The sequence below is a fragment of the Streptomyces sp. DH37 genome (assembly GCF_029813835.1).
Classification (GTDB): domain Bacteria; phylum Actinomycetota; class Actinomycetes; order Streptomycetales; family Streptomycetaceae; genus Streptomyces.
This window is the reverse complement of the sequence record NZ_JARVKV010000050.1, coordinates 1-17,313: the sequence shown is the minus strand read 5'-3', so window position 1 is coordinate 17,313 and position 17,313 is coordinate 1. Positions and strand designations below refer to the sequence as shown.

General features: G+C 73.7%; 13 protein-coding genes and 2 tRNA genes. 4 read left to right on the top strand and 11 right to left on the bottom strand.

The window, feature by feature from the left end:
- Positions 1–53 precede the first annotated feature (53 nt).
- Positions 54–1,721, top strand: coding sequence for a hypothetical protein (locus QC029_RS21940; RefSeq protein ID WP_279557453.1), 1,668 nt, complete (start codon positions 54–56; stop codon positions 1,719–1,721).
- A 96-nt stretch (positions 1,722–1,817) separates the two neighbouring features.
- Here the strand turns inward: QC029_RS21940 and QC029_RS21935 are convergent, their stop codons facing one another.
- Positions 1,818–2,381, bottom strand: a complete 564-nt coding sequence (locus QC029_RS21935) for an HIT domain-containing protein (RefSeq protein ID WP_279557452.1) — start codon at positions 2,379–2,381, stop codon at positions 1,818–1,820.
- Between the two features lie 174 nt (positions 2,382–2,555).
- Positions 2,556–4,535, bottom strand: a complete 1,980-nt coding sequence (thrS, locus tag QC029_RS21930; RefSeq protein ID WP_279557451.1) for a threonine--tRNA ligase — start codon at positions 4,533–4,535, stop codon at positions 2,556–2,558.
- A 300-nt stretch (positions 4,536–4,835) separates the two neighbouring features.
- Between thrS and QC029_RS21925 the strand changes: the two genes are divergently transcribed.
- The gene (locus QC029_RS21925) at positions 4,836–5,561 is read left to right on the top strand and encodes an exonuclease domain-containing protein (RefSeq protein WP_279557450.1); all 726 of its coding nucleotides are present in this window, start codon (positions 4,836–4,838) and stop codon (positions 5,559–5,561) included.
- 71 nt (positions 5,562–5,632) lie between these two features.
- Here the strand turns inward: QC029_RS21925 and QC029_RS21920 are convergent.
- A tRNA-Val gene (locus tag QC029_RS21920) sits at positions 5,633–5,704 on the bottom strand.
- A 49-nt stretch (positions 5,705–5,753) separates the two neighbouring features.
- The gene (locus QC029_RS21915; RefSeq protein WP_279557482.1) at positions 5,754–6,302 is read right to left on the bottom strand and encodes an SRPBCC family protein; all 549 of its coding nucleotides are present in this window, start codon (positions 6,300–6,302) and stop codon (positions 5,754–5,756) included.
- Between the two features lie 96 nt (positions 6,303–6,398).
- Here QC029_RS21915 and QC029_RS21910 point away from each other — a divergent pair, with 96 nt between their 5' ends.
- Positions 6,399–8,993: an SCO7613 C-terminal domain-containing membrane protein gene (locus QC029_RS21910; RefSeq protein ID WP_279557449.1), complete on the top strand. Its 2,595-nt coding sequence runs from the start codon at positions 6,399–6,401 to the stop codon at positions 8,991–8,993.
- Between the two features lie 138 nt (positions 8,994–9,131).
- Here QC029_RS21910 and QC029_RS21905 read toward each other — a convergent pair whose 3' ends face one another.
- From QC029_RS21905 to QC029_RS21875, 7 genes are all read right to left on the bottom strand, one after another.
- A complete protein-coding gene (locus QC029_RS21905; RefSeq protein ID WP_279557448.1) occupies positions 9,132–11,885 on the bottom strand; it encodes a Tat pathway signal sequence domain protein in 2,754 nt (917 codons plus the stop codon).
- Positions 11,886–11,975: 90 nt separating this feature from the next.
- A complete protein-coding gene (locus QC029_RS21900; RefSeq protein ID WP_279557447.1) occupies positions 11,976–12,653 on the bottom strand; it encodes a hypothetical protein in 678 nt (225 codons plus the stop codon).
- Positions 12,650–13,561 carry a carbohydrate ABC transporter permease gene (locus QC029_RS21895; protein WP_279557446.1) on the bottom strand — a complete coding sequence of 304 codons (912 nt, stop codon included), beginning with the start codon at positions 13,559–13,561 and terminating at the stop codon, positions 12,650–12,652. The genes QC029_RS21900 and QC029_RS21895 overlap by 4 nt, the downstream gene beginning before the upstream one ends.
- On the bottom strand, positions 13,558–14,565 hold the full coding sequence (locus tag QC029_RS21890) for a carbohydrate ABC transporter permease (RefSeq protein ID WP_279557445.1): 1,008 nt from the start codon (positions 14,563–14,565) through the stop codon (positions 13,558–13,560). Before QC029_RS21890 ends, QC029_RS21895 begins: the two co-directional genes overlap by 4 nt.
- Before the next feature lie 20 nt (positions 14,566–14,585).
- The gene (locus QC029_RS21885; protein ID WP_279557444.1) at positions 14,586–15,857 is read right to left on the bottom strand and encodes a sugar ABC transporter substrate-binding protein; all 1,272 of its coding nucleotides are present in this window, start codon (positions 15,855–15,857) and stop codon (positions 14,586–14,588) included.
- A 211-nt stretch (positions 15,858–16,068) separates the two neighbouring features.
- A tRNA-Val gene (locus tag QC029_RS21880) sits at positions 16,069–16,140 on the bottom strand.
- A gap of 79 nt (positions 16,141–16,219) precedes the next feature.
- The gene (locus QC029_RS21875) at positions 16,220–16,684 is read right to left on the bottom strand and encodes a TIGR02611 family protein (RefSeq protein ID WP_279557443.1); all 465 of its coding nucleotides are present in this window, start codon (positions 16,682–16,684) and stop codon (positions 16,220–16,222) included.
- Between the two features lie 121 nt (positions 16,685–16,805).
- On the opposite strand from QC029_RS21875, the gene QC029_RS21870 reads away from it, so the two are divergent.
- Positions 16,806–17,219 (top strand): SsgA family sporulation/cell division regulator, encoded by a 414-nt coding sequence (locus tag QC029_RS21870; protein WP_003959770.1) that lies wholly within the window; start codon positions 16,806–16,808, stop codon positions 17,217–17,219.
- Positions 17,220–17,313: the final 94 nt, after the last annotated feature.

Here is a 17,313-nt window from a genome sequence, read left to right as displayed (position 1 = left end):
GAACGGTCGGAACGAGCCTGACGTCGGACGGCGCGAGCGGAGTGGGGGCACCATTGGCGGGCTTCGATGACGTCGAGGGCGGCGCGTACGACTTCAGTCCCGGCGCGCAGGTCCCGTTGACCGGGGCGGGCGGCGGGCAGACCGCTCCCACCCAGGCGCTGGCCTCGGCCGCCTACCGGGACGGCCCGGTGGCGGACCTGCTCGCGGCGAACGAGGGCGCCAAGGTCTCGGCGCCCCGCTTCTCCCTGTTCGAGCCGAACCTGGGCGAGGCGTTCTCCCGCGCCGTGCAGGCGCGGATGCTCGGCGGCGCCCGCAAGGCGCTGATCCAGTCCTTCGGCTGCGAGCCGCAGGCCGTGGTCGAGCACTGCCTGGCGGCCAACCGCATCCGCCGGGAGCGCGACGCCCGGCTGACCGCCGTGATGGTCCTCTTCGGGGTGCTCTTCCTGCCCGGCGTCCTGCTGTGGCTCGGCGGCTTCCAGCTGCGCCGGACCCTGGCGGGCGCGCAGGACCGCCGGGCCGGGGCGCTGGGCATGGGCGTGCTCGTCGCGCTCGGCGTGCTGGCGGCGGTCTTCGTGCTGAAGCTGCCCTTCACCGGTTTCTGGGCGATCTACCTGCGCGTGATGCTGGTCGCCCCGGTCGTGGGCTGGCTGCTGGCCAAGCAGATCTGCGAGCGCTACGCCAAGGACCTGCGCTCCCGCTGGGAGGGCCTGCTGACGGGCGGCGGCATCGGCGCCAAGATCCCCGAGGCGGTGCCGCACGCCCCCGGCGACGCGGGGGCGGAGAGCATCCGGCTGAATCTGGCCAAACTGACGGCCGAGCAGCGCAGCAACGTGGTCTTCTACGCCGGCCCCAAGGGGATACTCGGCATGGGCACCCGCTGGGGCAGCTGGCAGCTCGCCGAGGAGCTGGTGCCGGCCTCCCCCGGCACCGAGATCAACCCCTTCCGGAGCTGGGACGTGATCCGCGCGATCCACGACCAGCTGCGGATGCTGGAGCGCACCCCCCTGCACACCGGCGGCTTCCCCAAGCCCTCCGTCCGGCACTGGGTGGTCGCCCCGGTCGGCGAGGGCGCCTCGGAGGTCTCCCGGCCCGACGGCCAGAACGTGGAGGCGTACAGCGTCAAGGACTTCGAGGTCCAGCGGATCTGCAACGAGCAACAGTTCGGCAGCGGCAACCGCCACTACCTCGGCGTCCAGTTCGTGCTGTGGGACGGCCAGCTCGTGATCACCCTGCTGGTCAACGTGACCGTGCTCCACCACACCCTGCGCATCGAGGTCACCGGCCACGCGCTCGGCCCGGTGCACCCGGTGTTCTTCTCCAAGCCGTCGCCGCGGAAGAAGACCGTCTCCAAGACCGTGAGGTTCTGGGAGACCAAGGACATCGAGCTGCCGCTGATCGAGGCCCGCGAGGTCGTACGGCTGTCGGCGCGCGCCCCGCTGACGTGGTTCCCGCCGGTGCTGGACTTCCTGGGCGGCAAGCTGACCCTCCCCGAGCCCTTCGGGCTGCGGCACGTGTGGGCCGACAAGCCGTGGCGCCACCGCTTCATGGCCGACGACGCCCTGCGCGCGGCCACCCCGGTGCTGCGGGTGGTGCACACGGCGGCCCTGAAGGTGCTGAGGGACAACAACGTGGACACCGAGAAGTTCGGCTCCCGCTCCCTGGCGCTCAGCGGCCAGGTGCAGGCCGCCGAGCCGGGCAACGCCGACGTGTACAACGTCTGAGTCCGCCCGGCACCGCCGCGGGGAGGCACGAGCAGGGCCGCGGGGTCCGTACGGCCGCCGGTTCCCCGGCCGTGCGGACCCCGCGGCGTGTGCGGCTCAGACCCCGGAGGGCCACTTCTCGGCCAGCATCCGCCGGGTGTCGGCCAGCAGCTGCGGCAGCACCTTGGTGTGGCCCACCACCGGCATGAAGTTGGTGTCGCCTCCCCAGCGCGGCACGATGTGCTGGTGGAGGTGGGCGGCGATCCCGGCGCCCGCGACCTCGCCCTGGTTCATGCCGATGTTGAACCCCTGCGCCCCGGAGGCCGCGCGCAGCGCCTCCATGGCCCGCTTGGTGTAGTCGGCCAGCTCCGCCGTCTCCTCACCGGTGAGGCCGGTGTAGTCGGCGACGTGCCGGAAGGGCACGACCATCAGATGGCCGCCGTTGTACGGGTAGAGGTTGAGCACCGCGTACACCCGCTCGCCGCGGGCGATCACCAGCCCGTCCTCGTCGGACTTCGCCGGGATCGTGCAGAACGGGCAGCCGTCACCGGCGCCCGGGCCGCTCGGCTTGTTCTCGCCCTGGATGTAGGCCATCCGGTGGGGCGTCCACAGGCGCTGGAAGGCGTCCGGCGACCCCACTCCGATCTGCTGCTCCGGCTCGCTGCTCATGCGGGCCAGCATAGGACTTCACCGGCCCCCGGCGTGTCGCCGGGGCGGCCCCCGGCGGCCCCGGCGGGCCCGCGGCGCCGGACGCTCCGGGCCCTCCCGCGCGAGGACGGGCGAAGGCCCCCGGAGCGCACCTGCGCTCCGGGGGCCTCACCGGGCCGGGTGCCGTACGGACGGCGGGCGCGGCGGTCAGACCTGGACGCGGTCCTCGACGGCCTTGGCGATCTCCGCGATCGCCTCGTCGACCGGCACGCCGTTCTTCTGCGAGCCGTCGCGGTAGCGGAAGCTCACCGCGCCGGCGGCCATGTCGTCGTCACCGGCGATGACCATGAACGGCACCTTGCTCTTCTGCGCGTTCCTGATCTTCTTCTGCATCCGGTCCGAGGAGGAGTCGACCTCCACCCGCAGCCCGGCGGCCTTCGCCCGGGCGGCGAACTCCTCCAGGTACGGCACGTGCGTGTCGCCGATCGGGATGCCGACCGCCTGGACCGGGGCCAGCCAGGCCGGGAAGGCGCCCGCGTAGTGCTCCAGCAGGACGGCGAAGAACCGCTCGATGGAGCCGAACAGCGCGCGGTGGATCATCACCGGCCGCTGCCGGGAGCCGTCGGGGGCGGTGTACTCCAGGTCGAAGCGCTCGGGGAGGTTGAAGTCGACCTGGATGGTCGACATCTGCCAGGTCCGGCCGATGGCGTCCCGCGCCTGGACCGAGATCTTGGGACCGTAGAAGGCGGCGCCGGCCGGGTCCATGACCAGCTCCAGGCCCTGCTTCTCGGCGGCCCGGCGCAGGGTCTCGGTGGCCTCCTCCCAGTTCTCGTCCGTCCCGATGTACTTCTCCGGGTCCTTGGTGGACAGCTCCAGGTAGAAGTCCTCCAGGCCGTAGTCGCGCAGCAGGTTCAGCACGAAGGTCAGCAGCGAGTCGAGCTCGTCCGCCATCTGCTCCCTGGTGCAGTAGATGTGCGCGTCGTCCTGGGTGAAGCCCCGCGCCCTGGTCAGGCCGTGGACGACGCCCGACTTCTCGTAGCGGTACACGGTCCCGAACTCGAACAGCCGCAGCGGCAGTTCGCGGTAGGACCGGCCCCGCGCGTCGAAGATCAGGTTGTGCATGGGGCAGTTCATGGGCTTGAGGTAGTAGTCCACGCCCTCGTCGAGCTGCATGGGCGGGTACATGCCGTCGGCGTACCAGTCCAGGTGGCCCGACTTCTCGAACAGCTTCCCCTTGGTGGCGTGCGGGGTGTAGACGAACTCGTAGCCCGCCTCCTCGTGCCGCCTGCGCGAGTAGTCCTCCATGGTGCGGCGGATGATGCCGCCCTTGGGGTGGAAGACGGCCAGGCCGGAGCCGATGTCCTCGGGGATGGAGAACAGGTCCAGCTCGGCGCCGAGCCTGCGGTGGTCGCGCTTCTCGGCCTCCGCCAGGAACTCCAGGTACGCCTTCAGCTCGTCCTTCGACGGCCAGGCGGTGCCGTAGATCCGCTGGAGCTGCGGGTTCTTCTCGCTGCCCCGCCAGTACGCGGCGGCCGACCGCATCAGCTTGAAGGCCGGGATGTTGCGGGTGGTGGGCAGGTGCGGACCACGGCACAGGTCCTTCCAGCACAGCTCGCCCGTCTTGGCGTCGAGGTTGTCGTAGATGGTCAGCTCGCCCGCGCCGACCTCGGCCGACGCCCCCTCGGCGGCCTCGGCCGCGCTGCCCTTGAGCCCGATCAGCTCCAGCTTGTACGGCTCGCCGGCCAGCTCCTCGCGGGCCTCCTCGTCACTGGTCACGCGGCGGGAGAAGCGCTGGCCGCGCTTGACGATCTCCTGCATCCGCTTCTCGACGCGCTTGAGGTCGTCCGGGGTGAACGGTTCGGCGACGTCGAAGTCGTAGTAGAAGCCGTCCTTGACGGGCGGGCCGATGCCGAGCTTGGCCTCGGGGAAGAGGTCCTGCACGGCCTGGGCCATGACGTGCGCGGTGGAGTGCCGCAGGATGTCCAGCCCGTCCGGGGAGGAGATCTCCACGGGCTCGACCTCGTCGCCGTCGGCGACGGCGTACGCCAGGTCCTTCAGCTGCCCGCCGACGCGCGCGGCGACGACCGAGCGGTCGCCGCCGAAGAGCTCGGCGGCCGTGGTGCCCGTGGTCACCACGCGCTCTTCCCGCTCGGAATCGCGTTGGATGATCACACGGACGTCCGTCACCGGTCTCTCCTGACTGCTGCTGTCTCGGGGCCTTCGTCTCGGGGTCCGCCCCGAGGCGCGGGCGATCGCCGCGCACCGTGAATCGTACCGAGCCGGACGCCCCCGCCGCGAAACGGCCGTGGCCGTTCCAGGGGCGCCGGGGTTGACCGCGAGCCCGGTGAGGTATCAACCCGTGCGACGGGCGTGCGCGCCGCCGCACGCCCGCCGTACGCCGCAGCACGCCGCCGTACGCCGCCCGTACGCGCGGCCGCCGGGACGGTCCCGGGAGCGACACAGCGACACGGAGGGGGAACGAGGAGCATGACGGTGTGGTACGAGGGGCCGCTCGCCGCCTTCGACACCGAGACCACGGGGGTGGACCCGGAACGGGACCGGATCGTCTCGGCCGCGCTGGTGGTGCAGGAGGCCCCGGGGGCGCCGGTACGCGCCGTGCGGTGGCTGGTGGACCCGGGAGTGCCCGTGCCGGAGCGGGCGTCGGCGGTGCACGGCCTGACCGGGGAGCACCTGCGCGAGCACGGCCGCCCGCCGGCCGAGGCGGTCGGGGAGATCGCGCGGGCGCTGGCGGAGCGGTGGGCCGAGGGGCTGCCGCTGGTGGTGATGAACGCGCCGTTCGACCTGACGCTGCTGGACCGGGAGTCGCGGCGGCACCGGGACACCCCGCTGATCGGCGCCGCCGGGTCCCCGCCGCCGTGCGTGCTCGACCCGCGCGTGCTGGACAAGCACCTGGACCGCTACCGCAAGGGCCGCCGCACCCTGACCGCCCTGTGCGCGCACTACGGCGTGGAGCTGGCCGAGGCCCATGACGCCGCCGCCGACGCCACGGCGGCGCTCGGGGTCGTACGGGAGGTGGGGCGCCGCCACGCGCGGCGGCTGTCGTCGCTGTCCCCGGCCGAACTGCACTCCCTCCAGACGGTCTGGCACGCCGCCCAGGCGCGGGGGCTGCAGGCGTGGTTCGCGCGCAGGGGGTCGGACGAGGAGGTCGATCCGGCGTGGCCGCTGCGGGCGGAGGTCCCGGCGGCGGCCTGAGCGGGCCGGGGCGGCGCGGGCGGAGAACGCGGGAGGCCGGTTCCGTCGGACGGAACCGGCCTCCCGGGCGGTGGGCGATACTGGGATCGAACCAGTGACCTCTTCGGTGTGAACGAAGCGCTCTCCCGCTGAGCTAATCGCCCGCTGCGGTGCCCTGCGGCACGACGAGAACCATACAGGGAGCGCGGGTGTTCATCCAAACCCCTTCCCCCGCCCTCCCTTCCGGTCCTCCCGCAGCCGCCGGCGCAGCCCGCGGTGCCCGGCGCGCATCATCAGCGCGTGGTTGGCCGCGAACAGCGGGCGGGCGGGGAGCGCCAGCAGCCGCAGGAGGGGCTTGCGGGCCTCCACCTCCTGCTCGAAGACCGCCCGGGCCCCGGTGCGGGCGGTGGTGCAGGCGGCGGTGCGGGCGCCGGTGGCCGCGGGGCCGTGCGGGCCGCCGCGCGGTGCGACCCTCCAGCGGGCCCAGCCCTCCAGGTCCCCGGTCATCCCGATCGCCAGGGTCCGGGCGGCGGGGTCGCGCAGCGTGAGCCGGGCGGTGATCCGTAGCTCGTACGGGAGCAGGGAGCGGATCCGGGCGGCGCCGGCCGGCCCGCCGTGCCCGCCGCCGTCCCGCCAGACGACCTCGCGCACCTGCGGCCACCAGGCGGGGTACTCCTCCGCCCGCTCCAGGACCGCGTAGACCTCCTCCGGGGGCGCGTCCAGATCCCAGACGGCGCGGAAGCGGTAGCGGTTCCAGTCCATGGTCACCGGCCCTCCCCGCGGGCGGGGGTGGTACTCAGCCGCGTCTGAGTACCACCGCGCATGTCCGCTCGCCCTCGTGCGCGCCACACTCCGCGCATGCCGAACGTTCCACCGCCTGCCTACTGCCCCGGCTGTTCACTGCCACTCCCCTCCGGCGGTCCGGGGGCGGTCTGTCCCCGGTGCGCGCTGCCGCTCACCGGCCCGGTGCCGGAGCGGGTGCGGGAGATCGACGCGGAGCTGTGGCGGCTGGACGCCCGGCGCGCCGAACTGCTCTCCCGGCGCTGGGAGTTGCTGGCCGGGCTGCGTGCGCCGGCCCCCGGGCCCGCCGGCCCGCCGGGCCCCGTGCCGAGCGCCTCCGCCCCGCCGGCCCCGCCGGCCGTACCGGGCCCGCCCCCCACCGCGCCGCCCACCGCGCCACCCGCCGCCCGGAACGTGCTGCTGGCCCTCGGCGGAGTGCTGCTGGCGGTGGCGGTGGCCGCCTTCACGCTGGTGAGCTGGGGCCGGCTGGGCATCGGGGGCCGCGCGGCGGTGCTGGGCGCGCTGACGCTGCTGGCCTCGGCCGTGCCCGTGGCGCTGCTGCGCCGCGGACTGGCCGCGACGGCCGAGGCCGTGGCGGCCCTGGGGCTGGTCCTGCTGCTGCTCGACGCGTACGCGCTGCACCGGGTCGCGCTGCCGGACACCGGCGGCCCCGGTTACGCGGCGGTGGCGGCGGCGGTGGTCGCCGCGCTCTGGGCGGGGTACGGGTCCGCGCTGCCGCGGCTGCGGGGCCCGCTGCCCGCCGCCGTGTGCCTCGCCCAACTCCCGCTGCCGCTCTGGGCGCTGAGCGCCGGGGGCGGCCCGTACGCGTTCTCCTGGGCGCTGCTGGCGACGGCGGCCGGCGACGCGGCGGTGGCCCTGTGGTGTGCCGGGCGCGGGCGCCGGCCGGTGGCGGTGACGGCTCTCGCGGCGGGGTGCGCGCTGGGCGCCCCGGGACTGCTGACGGCCGCTCTGCTGGCCCTGACGGCCTCGGGGTGGGCCCGGTCGGCGCACGCGGCGGCGCTGCTCGCGGCGGCCGCGGCGGTGCTGCTGTACGCGGCCCGCCGCCTCGCCGGGCGCGCGGGCACGGCGGCGGTGGCCGTGGCGCCGGCCGCGGTGGCGGGGCTGGCCGTGCTGGTGGCGGGCGGCGGCGCGCTGCGGGCGACGGGTGTGCTGCCGGAGCCGGGGTGGCCGGTGCTCGGCTTCGTGCTGTGCGCCATGGCGCTGGCGGCGGTCCCGGCGGTGGTTCCGGCGGTGGGCGCGTCCGTGGCGGCGGGTCTGCGGTCGGCCTCCGCGGCGGTGTGCGCCGGCGCCGCGCTGTGGGCGCTGCCCGCCGTGGCCCACCTGGTGCTGGGGCCGCTCGGCTGGACGGTCCGGGCGTGGGACGGTGCGCCGCAGGGCGCCCGGGCGGCGGTCTCGCCGGGGCTGGAGTGGTCGTACGGGATGGCGCTGCCCGCGGTGCTGGGCGCGCTGGCGGTGGCCCTGGCCGCGGTCGGCCGGGACCCGGTGGCACGGGTGGCACGGGTGCCGCGGGTGTGGCGCGCGCGGGCCGCGGCGGGCGCGCTGGTGCCGGCGGGCGCGACGGCGGCCGTCCTGCCGGTGGTGCTGGACCTGCGCTACCGGGTGGCCGTGGTGCTGCTGGTGGCCCTGGTGGCGCTGCTGCTCGCCGTCCCGGTGGGCGCGGCGCGGGCGGGGTCGTCCGCGCCGGGGAGGGCCACCGGGGTCACGGCGCGGGGAACCGCGCTCGTGCTGGCCGTGTCGGTGAGCGGCTGGTCCCTGGCCGAACCGGCGATGACGGTGGCCGTGTCGGCGGCGCTGGCCGCGGTCTTCGCCGCCACGGCGGCGGCCGCGCGCGCCACGGCGGTGACGGGTCCGGCGGCGGCCGTGGCGGCGGTGCTGTGGACGGCCGCGCTCGCGGCCGCCGCGTCCCTGGCCCTCGGCCTCCCCTCCCACGGGGCGGCGTTCGCGGTGCTGGGCGTCGCGGTCGCCACGGCGCCGGTGGCGGCCCGGCTGCGGACGCGTCCGGCCGGGCTCCCGGTGGAGTGCGCCGGGTACGCCGTCGCCGCCGTGGCCGTGGTCCTGGCCGTGGCGGAGCCCGCCGCGCTCTCCCTGGCGCTCGCCCTGTGCGGCGTGGCCGCGGGCGGGGTGGCGCTGCGCCCGGAGCGCCGGCCGGTCGCGGTGTACGCGGGGGTCGCGCTGCTGGTGCTGGCCTGGTGGGTGCGGCTGGGGAGCTGGGAGGTGACCTCCCCGGAGGCGTACACCCTGCCGGTCACCGTCCCCGCGCTGGTCGTCGGCCATCTGCACCGGATCCGGCCGGACGTCTCCTCCTGGGCGGCGTACGGCCCCGGGCTGGCGACGACGCTGGTGCCGAGCCTGGCGGCGGCCTGGGTGGACCCGCACTGGCCGCGCCCGCTGCTGCTGGGCACCGCCGCGCTGGTCCTGACCGTGCTGGGCGCGCGGCTGCGGCTGAAGGCCCCGCTGCTGCTGGGCGGGGGCACCGCCGCGCTGGTCGCCGTGCACGAACTGGCGCCCTACGTCGTCCAGGTGGCCGGCCTCCTCCCCCGCTGGGCGCCGCCGGCCGCCGCGGGCGTGCTGCTCCTGGCCGCCGGGGCGACGTACGAGCGGCGGCTGCGGGACGCCCGGCGGCTGCGCCGGGCGGTGGGCCGGATGCGCTGACGGGCGCGGCCGTACCGGGAGGGGCGGAGGGAGAAAACGGAGGAAGGGGCGGAGGGAGAAAACGGAGGGAGGGGCGGTGGGAGAAACGGAGGGAGGGGCGGACGGGAGCCTGGGCCGTCCGCCCCGGTCCGGTCGGCCTCACCCGGGGATGCGGTCCCCGATCAGGGCGAGGTTCTGGATGGCGGCCAGGCCGTACAGGGCGGTGGTGTTGGTGTCCACCCAGGAGGCCCCGCTGCCCTCGACCAGGGCCATGGGCCCGCTGATCCTCTCCGTCCTCCACGGGGAGGACTCGCTGTAGCCCCAGGCGTCCTTGGTGAAGAACTCCCGCCAGGCGCGGGTGGCGTACTTGTCCCGCTCGTCCTTCAGCCGGGAGGCCGCGTAGCCGGTGAGCCGGGAGTGGCCCTGCTGGAGGATGAGGTTGGTGGCGTAGCCGCCGAGTTCGGCCTGCTGCTCGGCCCTGGTGGCGCCGTAGAGGCGGCAGTACTGGAGCCAGGCCTCCTCGAAGCCCTCGACGTCGGTGAGGTGGATCAGCTCGGCGCAGATCTCCACCTGGCCGAACATCGCGCTCAGGTGGCTCATGGAGACCTTCTTCTCCGCCTCGGCGAACTCCCCGGTGTCGATGTCGTAGCGGCCCTCGCCGGTGCAGAAGCCGTTGGGCATCCGCGCGATGGTGCGCATGGTGGCCCTGAGCTTCCTCTCGGCCGTCTCCGCCTTGGGCCCGCGGCGCTCCCACTCGGTGAGCCAGGCGGCGGCCAGGCCGCTCCAGTCGGTGCCCAGCCCGATGCCCAGCGCGTGGGGGTCGGGCTCGTAGGGCTCGGTGCGGATCTTGCGCAGCGGGTCGAGGGCGAGGAAGGTCTCGTCGGAGTCGACGAGGGCGTGCATCAGGTCGCCGCAGCGCTCGTCGGCGGTGAGGAAGTAGTACGGGCGGCGGTAGACGGCGGTGGAGATGCGCTGCTGCTTGGCGCTGTCGGCGTAGTGCTGGACGCCGTGGCGGGTGCCGAGCCCGGCCCACTTGCCCAGGTGGTAGACGTCGACCTCGCCGGTGTGGCGGGTCATGGCCTCGGCGAAGCGGAAGACGTCCGCGCGGCCGGAGCGCAGGTAGGCGTACCACAGCCACAGGTCCGGGGAGAGCTCGGAGTTGTCCCAGGCGTAACCGCCGACGTCGTAGCGCCACTGGTGCCGGTCGGGGTCGTAGGTGTGCATGATGTCGCCGTAGTCCCAGAAGCCGTACCAGCGGCGCTGCTCCACCTGGTCGCGGTAGTAGTCGAAGAGGAAGTCCAGGTGGTCCTCCAGCTTCGCCTTCGCGGGCGTGGAGCGGTCGACGGGGGCGAACAGCCCGCCGAAGACGCCGGCGGCGGCGAGGTGCGCGGGCGGGGCGATCAGCTGCGGCGGGGTCTGTACGGCCTCGGCCTGGCGGGCGAGGGTCCCGGCGGCGGGGGTGGCGGCGTTGGCCCAGAACATCAGCTCGCTGGTGCGGGCGATGCCGTAGGGGGTGCCGAAGCCGGGCTCGTAGTCCTCGTAGGTGATGTTGAGGCCCTCCAGCTGCTCGGCGTGGGTGTCCTGGCCCATGCCGTCGTGGTAGAAGCGCAGGTCCATCGGCTGCGCCTCGGGGGACCAGAGCCAGAGGGTGACCTCGGCCTCGTCCGTGGCGGCGCCGCGTACGTCGAGCTGGGCGGGGTGCTTGCGCCAGAAGTCGCGCAGTCCGAAGGAGAGTCCGCCGCTCACCCCGCCGACGTAGCCGAAGCCCGAGGCCCGGCGTCCGCCGCCCGCGGCGATCCAGCCGTGGCCGGGCTTGGTGCGCTTGCGCACGGTGAAGCCGTCGGCGGAGAGCTGGCTGAGGGTGTAGTCGCCCCAGGTGGGGATGAGGTGCAGCCGGCTGGTGACGCGCTGGTCCCAGGTGGCGGGGTCGGGCAGCCTCTCGCCCCTGACCTGCTTGGCGCGGACCTCGGCGCCGGGGTCGCGGCGCAGTCCGGTGACGCCCCGGACCGCCTCCGACAGCAGGCCGCGGCCCTCGCCGCCGATGCGGATGTGGCGGTCGTGGTGCTCGTCGCGCATCGGGACGGTGAAGCGGACGCCGAGGCCGCGGATGAAGTCCTCGTGCTCGTCGCCGTCGAAGGTGACGGTGTGCAGCATCCGGAAGGAGTCGGAGCCGGCGTGGAAGTACAGGCGGACGGAGAACGGGAGCCAGCCGCGGCTCCCCCGGCGGTGCTTCCCGTCGACGCGGACCACCGCGCGGACCGGGCCGTCCTGTTCGACGGCGACCTCCTCGATGTCGCTGTCGAAGCGCTGCCGCTTCTCCGTGCCCTGGTCGCCGTCCTCGATCTCCGCCTGCCGGAGCAGGACGAGGCGGCCGTCGCGGGCGATCTCGGTGGATCCCCGTCGCACGGACTTCACCAGGGCCCTGCCGTCGTGGCCGATGCGGGCGGTGACGGCGCCGGTGTCCACCACGACGTCGCCGCCCTTGCGGGTGACGGTGACGGCTCTGGCGGGAGCGGCCGGGGCGGCGCCGGGGGTGAGGCGGTAGGAGGCGGCGTCCCCGGCCTCGGGGCCGACGGCGTGCGCGGTCCACTTCAGGGTGCCGTCGGGCCAGTACGCGGTGGGCCAGGTCTGGACGGGGACGGCGGCGCCGTCGGCGGCGGTGAGCGAGAACGCGGTGCCGGCCCGGAGGGCGCCCTTGGGCCAGGGCACGCCGAAGGTGTTGCCGGGGGCCTCGCCGAGGCCCCCGTCCTCCAGCCAGGTGATCTCCACCGGGCCGTCGGCGCCCTCGGCGGCGGCGGCGCCGGCCGGGTGGGCCGCGTGGGCGGGCGTGCCGCCGAGCAGCCAGGAGGCCTGGGCGGCGGCGCCGGCGACGGCCGCCGCCTGGAGCACGCTTCGTCGGGGGATCGGGGACATGGACACTCCCATTCTTAGATCAGGTTCATGACAGGCCGGAGTGCCGACCGCTCCGGCGTGGTGCCGAAGCGGCCGGGCGGGAGGAAGCGGTCAGGGACGGCCGTACCGCCGCTCGGCGGCGACCGCGCAGGCGGCCAGGCAGCCGAGGGCCGGCGCCACCAGGGGCGGCAGCATCCAGGCGGCGACGGCGACCACGGCCAGCCCGCCGGCCAGCAGCAGCGAGCCGCCCGGCTCGGTACGGCAGGTGCGGCGGGCGGCGGCCCGGCCGGTGCGGAACCAGTCGCCGCCGGGGCGCCAGGCGGCGGCCGTGCGCAGCCCGGTCACCACCACGGCCACCGCGGCGGCGGCCGTGACGGCGCCGACCGCGGCCACCGCCGGACCGCCGGGCAGCAGCCCGGAGGAGACCACCCGCAGGTCGAAGACGAGCAGCGCCAGAGCGGCCCACCACAGCAGCGAGAACCGCCAGCCGGCGCGTACGGCCGCGCGCAGCCCGGCGGCGAACTCCCGCCATCCCGCCCGCTCGGCGTCCAGGTAGCGCCGCAGATGCCCGCAGGCGGCGGCGAACGCGGGCAGCGCGGTCACCAGCGCGAGCGCGGCGAGCAGCAGCCACACCCCGGCGAGCAGGCACTCGGCGAAGAGCGCGAACCGGGCGGCGAGGGGCCGCCGCTCCGCCTCCGCGGCGGGCCCGGTGTCCACGGCGGTGTTCACGGCGGTGTTCACGACGGTGTTCACGACGGTGTTCACGGCTGTGCCCGCGGTCGCGCTCATCCCTTGAGCCCCGAGGTGGCCGCGCCCTCGACGAGGTAGCGCTGGAAGGCGAGGAAGAACAGCAGCACCGGCAGCAGGGCGGCCATCGACATGGCGATCATGCCGCCGTAGTCGGCGAGGCTGTCCTGGTCCATGAACATCTTCAGACCGAGCGAGACGGTGTACTTGTCGGGCTCGTTGAGGTAGATCAGCGGCCCGAGGAAGTCGTTCCAGGCCCAGATGAAGCTGAAGATGGCGCTGGTGATCAGCGCGGGGCGGCACAGCGGCAGCACGATCGTCCAGTAGATCCGCCAGTGGCCGCAGCCGTCGATGCGGGCCGCCTCGTCCAGCTCCCTGGGGAGGTTGCGCATGAACTGCACCATCAGGAAGACGAAGAAGGCGTCCACCGCGAGGAACTTGCCCAGCAGCAGCGGCACGTAGGTGTTGATCAGCTCCATCTTCTGGAACAGCACGTACTGCGGCACCAGCAGCACGTGGACGGGCAGCAGCAGGGTGCCGATCATCAACGCGAACAGCACGTTGCGGCCCGCGAAGCGGATCCGGGCGAAGGCGTACGCGGCCAGCGAGCAGGAGAACAGCACGCCGGCCACCGAACCCAGCGCGACGATCAGCGAGTTGACGAAGAACGTCTCGATGCCGATGCCCGCGATCCCGTCGGCGAGCCGCTCGTAGTTGTCGGTGATCGGGTCGGTGGGCAGCAGTTCGAGGCTGCCGACGATCTCGTTCCCCGGCTTGAGGGAGCCGCCGACCACCCAGACCACCGGGTAGAGCACCACGACCAGGAGGGCCAGCGCCCCCAGGTGCCACAGGACCGACCGCGCCCTGCGGCGCCCGGAGGCGGTGGTGCGGGCGGAACGGGTGGGACGGACGGTACGGGCGGTACGGGCGGTGCCGGTGGGCGCGCTCATCGGCCCCCCTCCTCGTAGTGCACCCAGCGGCGCTGGGACCAGAACAGCACGGCGGTCACCACGGCGATGCCGGCGAGCAGCATCCAGGCCATCGCGGAGGCGTAACCCATGCGCAGGTTGGCGAAGCCCTGCTCGTACAGGTACCAGGTGTAGACGAGCAGCGAGTCGCCGGGGCCGCCCGCGCGCCCGCCGCCGGGCCCGGCGATCACGAGCGCGGAGGTGAAGATCTGGAAGGAGTGGATGATCTCCAGCAGCAGGTTGAAGAAGAGCACCGGGGAGATCATCGGCAGGGTGATGGAGCGGAACCGCCGCCAGGCGCCGGCGCCGTCCACCTCGGCCGCCTCGTACAGCTCGCGCGGCACCTGCTTGAGACCGGCCAGGAAGATCACCATCGGCGCGCCGAACTGCCAGGCCGACAGGGCGACCAGCGTGGGCATCGACCAGTCCGGGTCGCCGACCCAGCCGCCGCCGTCCCAGCCGAACAGGCTCAGGGAACGGTCGACGACCGCGCCGTCCTGGAACAGGGCCCGCCACACGATGCCGATGCTCACGCTCGCCCCGATCAGCGAGGGGGCGTAGAACGCCGAGCGGTAGAAGCCCTGCCCCTTGCGGGGACGCACCAGCAGCATCGCCACGCCGAGCGCGATCGCGAGCTTGAGCGGGGTGGCGACCAGCACGAACACCGCCGTGACCCGCACCGACTTCCACCAGCGGTCGTCGGAGAACATCTCGGAGAAGTTCTCCAGGCCGACCCAGCGGGGCGAGTCGAAGAGGTTGTAGTCGGTGAAGGCCAGGTAGAGCGAGACGAGCATGGGCCCCAGCGTCAGCAGCAGGATGCCGACGCACCACGGGGAGAGGAACAGGTAGCCGGCCAGGGTCTCCCGGCGGGCCCGCCGCCGCGCGGTGGCGGCGGGTCCGGGGGCGGGGACGGGCGGGGCGGGGCGGGGGCCCTTCGCCGCCCGCCCCCTCTCCGCCTCGGCCGGTGCGGGGGTGTCGGTACGCATCACGGAGCGTTCTCCTCGGGTCAGGAGCCGAGGGCGGTCTTGGCCTCGTCGAAGAACTGGGCCACCGCGTCGTCGACCGAGGTGCTGCCCTGGGCCACCGAGCCGTAGATGCTCAGGAAGGCGGCCTCGACGGTGTCGGTTCCGGCCGGGTGCGGCGTGATGGGCTCCAGGTGGTCGGAGACGCTCTTCTCGTACTCGGCGATCAGCGCGTCGGGCCCCTCGGGCTCGTACGCCTCGAACTGCGCGTTGGTCGGCAGCACTCCGCGGTTGTAGCCCATGATCTTGCCGACCTCGGGGTCGTTGACCATGAAGTCGATGAACGTGGCGACCTCCTCCGGGTGCTTGGTGCGGGCGGAGGCGCTGAGCATCAGCGAGGAGAGGTACTGGCCGGTCCGCTCGCCGTCCACGGTCGGGATCGGCGCCAGGGCGAGCTCCCTGTCCGTCTCCGAGGTGTAGCGGACCAGGAAGTTGTCCCAGGTGAACTCGGCCGCCGACAGACCGGCGCTGAGCGAGGACTTGGGCTTGACCTGCTCGGCCTGCTTGGCCGGGACCAGCAAGCCGTCCTCGAGCTTCTTCCGGTGGTCGCCCCACCACTTCCGCAGGTCGGCCTCGGTGAAGCCGAGCCCCTCCTCCGTGAAGAACGCCTTCCCCTGCTGGCGCAGGTGGAGGTCGTACAGGTACATCACGCCGCCGTTGTCGCTGGCTCCCCAGAAGTCCTTCTCCGAGCCGCTGATCTTCTCGACGGCCCGGTCGAGGTCCTTCCACGTCCAGCCGTGCTCGGGGGTGACCCCGGCCTCCTCGAACGCCTTGACGTCGTAGACGAGCGTGAAGGTGTTGGCGCCCACCGGCACGCCCAGCAGCTTCCCGTCGACCTCGCCGGCCCTCCCCAGACCCTGGCGGAAGTCGTCCAGGTTCAGGTTGCCCGCCTTCACCTGCGCGTTCAGGTCGAGCAGCAGGTTCTTCTGCCCGTACTTGCGCAGGAAGGCGTAGGAGTTCTGGAAGACGTCGGGCGGGTTGCCGCCCGCGGCCTGGGTGTTGAACTTGGTCCAGAAGTCGCCGTACTCCTGGAAGTCGGTCTTGACCTCGATGTCGGGGTTCTCCTTCTCGAACAGGTCGATGGTCCTGTTGATCAGGTCGGCCCTGTCCTGCGCACCCCACCAGGAGTAGCGGATGGTCACCTTGCCGTCCGCGCCGGCGTCTCCGCCGCCGCATCCGGAGGCGAGCAGCCCCAGCGCGGCCAGTCCGGCCCCTATCGCCCGCAGGCTCGTGGTCCTGCTCCGTCGAGAACTCATCGAAACGCCCCTCCCGGGCGGGTTCGTCCCGCCACCCCGGTTGCTTGAAACGTTTTAGGCAAGCGCTTGCCGGGTTAACCTAAGGACGAGCGGCAGGGGCGTCAACGGTTCGGACAGAATTCACCGGCGGGTGTCCGGACCGGAGCCGGGGCGCATACGACGAGACCGGGGCCCCGGAAGGCTCTGCGCCTTCCGGGGCCCCGGTCTTCGGTGGGCGATACTGGGATCGAACCAGTGACCTCTTCGGTGTGAACGAAGCGCTCTCCCGCTGAGCTAATCGCCCGGGTGCGCCGACAACATTACCGCATGTCAGCGACTGCTCGTGACCCCCGGCGCCCCCTGGAACCGGGGGCGCCGGCGGCTCAGCCCGCGACCTCCCACGGCATCGCCAGCCCGTACCGCGCCAGGTACACGCCCACCAGGACCGCGGCGACGGCCGCGCCGACCGCCGTGATCGTCATGTTGCGCCGCCGCACCCTCGGGTCGAGCGCGCGCTTGGCCGCCTCGGAGACCTTGCGGCGCGTCCAGCGCAGGACGATCTGCGCCCAGACGAACTCCGTCGCCCAGACCGCCAGCCCCGTGAAGATCACCAGCCACCCCGGGCCGGGGAGCGCCAGCATCAGCACCCCGGCGGTCACGATGGCGAGCCCGACCAGGAAGACCCCCACCTGCCAGCTCAGATGGAGCGCCCGGGAGGCCTTGACGAACTGTGGCGCCCGCGAACCGAGGGCCCGTTCCTTACTCTCGGTTTTCACCTGGCCCAGATTACCCGAGCCCTCTTCGCCGTTCGCCCGAACGGCCCTCCTACCAAATCCCCATTCCTCCATCTGAATGATGTCAAGGACAACAAAAGGGGCAGAGGGGTTTACAACCATCCCGTAGGTGGCATGTCGATTTCGCCGACGTGCGAATCCCCGAGCGCACACTGAGCGAAAGGCCCTGGCGCTTATGAACACCACGGTCAGCTGCGAGCTGCACCTGCGCCTCGTTGTATCGAGCGAGTCCTCCCTGCCTGTACCCGCGGGCCTGCGGTATGACACGGCCGACCCGTACGCCGTGCACGCCACCTTCCACACCGGCGCCGAGGAGACCGTCGAGTGGGTCTTCGCCCGCGACCTCCTCGCGGAGGGGCTGCACCGCCCCACGGGCACCGGCGACGTCCGTGTCTGGCCGTCCCGCAGCCACGGCCAGGGCGTCGTCTGCATCGCTCTCAGTTCGCCGGAGGGCGAGGCACTGCTGGAGGCCCCCGCGCGGGCCCTGGAATCCTTCCTCAAGCGAACGGACGCCGCGGTACCCCCCGGCACCGAGCACCGGCACTTCGACCTCGACACCGAGCTCTCCCACATCCTCGCGGAGAGCTGACAGACGCCGGAACCCCCGCTGCCGTCCGACTCGGGGCGACGGCTCGGGGCCCGGCCCACCCCAGCGGCGCCGCCGCCACGCATCACCGTGGCGG

Bases quoted from the DNA above. Each gene is read 5' to 3' on its own strand.
- QC029_RS21910 (WP_279557449.1), top strand. From the start codon at position 6,399: ATGCCGAACGTTCCACCGCCTGCCTACTGCCCCGGCTGTTCACTGCCA.
- QC029_RS21885 (WP_279557444.1), bottom strand. From the start codon at position 15,857: ATGAGTTCTCGACGGAGCAGGACCACGAGCCTGCGGGCGATAGGGGCC.
- QC029_RS21875 (WP_279557443.1), bottom strand. From the start codon at position 16,684: ATGGAGGAATGGGGATTTGGTAGGAGGGCCGTTCGGGCGAACGGCGAA.
- QC029_RS21905 (WP_279557448.1), bottom strand. From the start codon at position 11,885: ATGTCCCCGATCCCCCGACGAAGCGTGCTCCAGGCGGCGGCCGTCGCC.
- QC029_RS21890 (WP_279557445.1), bottom strand. From the start codon at position 14,565: ATGCGTACCGACACCCCCGCACCGGCCGAGGCGGAGAGGGGGCGGGCG.
- QC029_RS21925 (WP_279557450.1), top strand. From the start codon at position 4,836: ATGACGGTGTGGTACGAGGGGCCGCTCGCCGCCTTCGACACCGAGACC.
- QC029_RS21870 (WP_003959770.1), top strand. From the start codon at position 16,806: ATGAACACCACGGTCAGCTGCGAGCTGCACCTGCGCCTCGTTGTATCG.
- QC029_RS21900 (WP_279557447.1), bottom strand. From the start codon at position 12,653: ATGAGCGCGACCGCGGGCACAGCCGTGAACACCGTCGTGAACACCGTC.
- QC029_RS21935 (WP_279557452.1), bottom strand. From the start codon at position 2,381: ATGCTGGCCCGCATGAGCAGCGAGCCGGAGCAGCAGATCGGAGTGGGG.
- QC029_RS21895 (WP_279557446.1), bottom strand. From the start codon at position 13,561: ATGAGCGCGCCCACCGGCACCGCCCGTACCGCCCGTACCGTCCGTCCC.
- QC029_RS21915 (WP_279557482.1), bottom strand. From the start codon at position 6,302: ATGGACTGGAACCGCTACCGCTTCCGCGCCGTCTGGGATCTGGACGCG.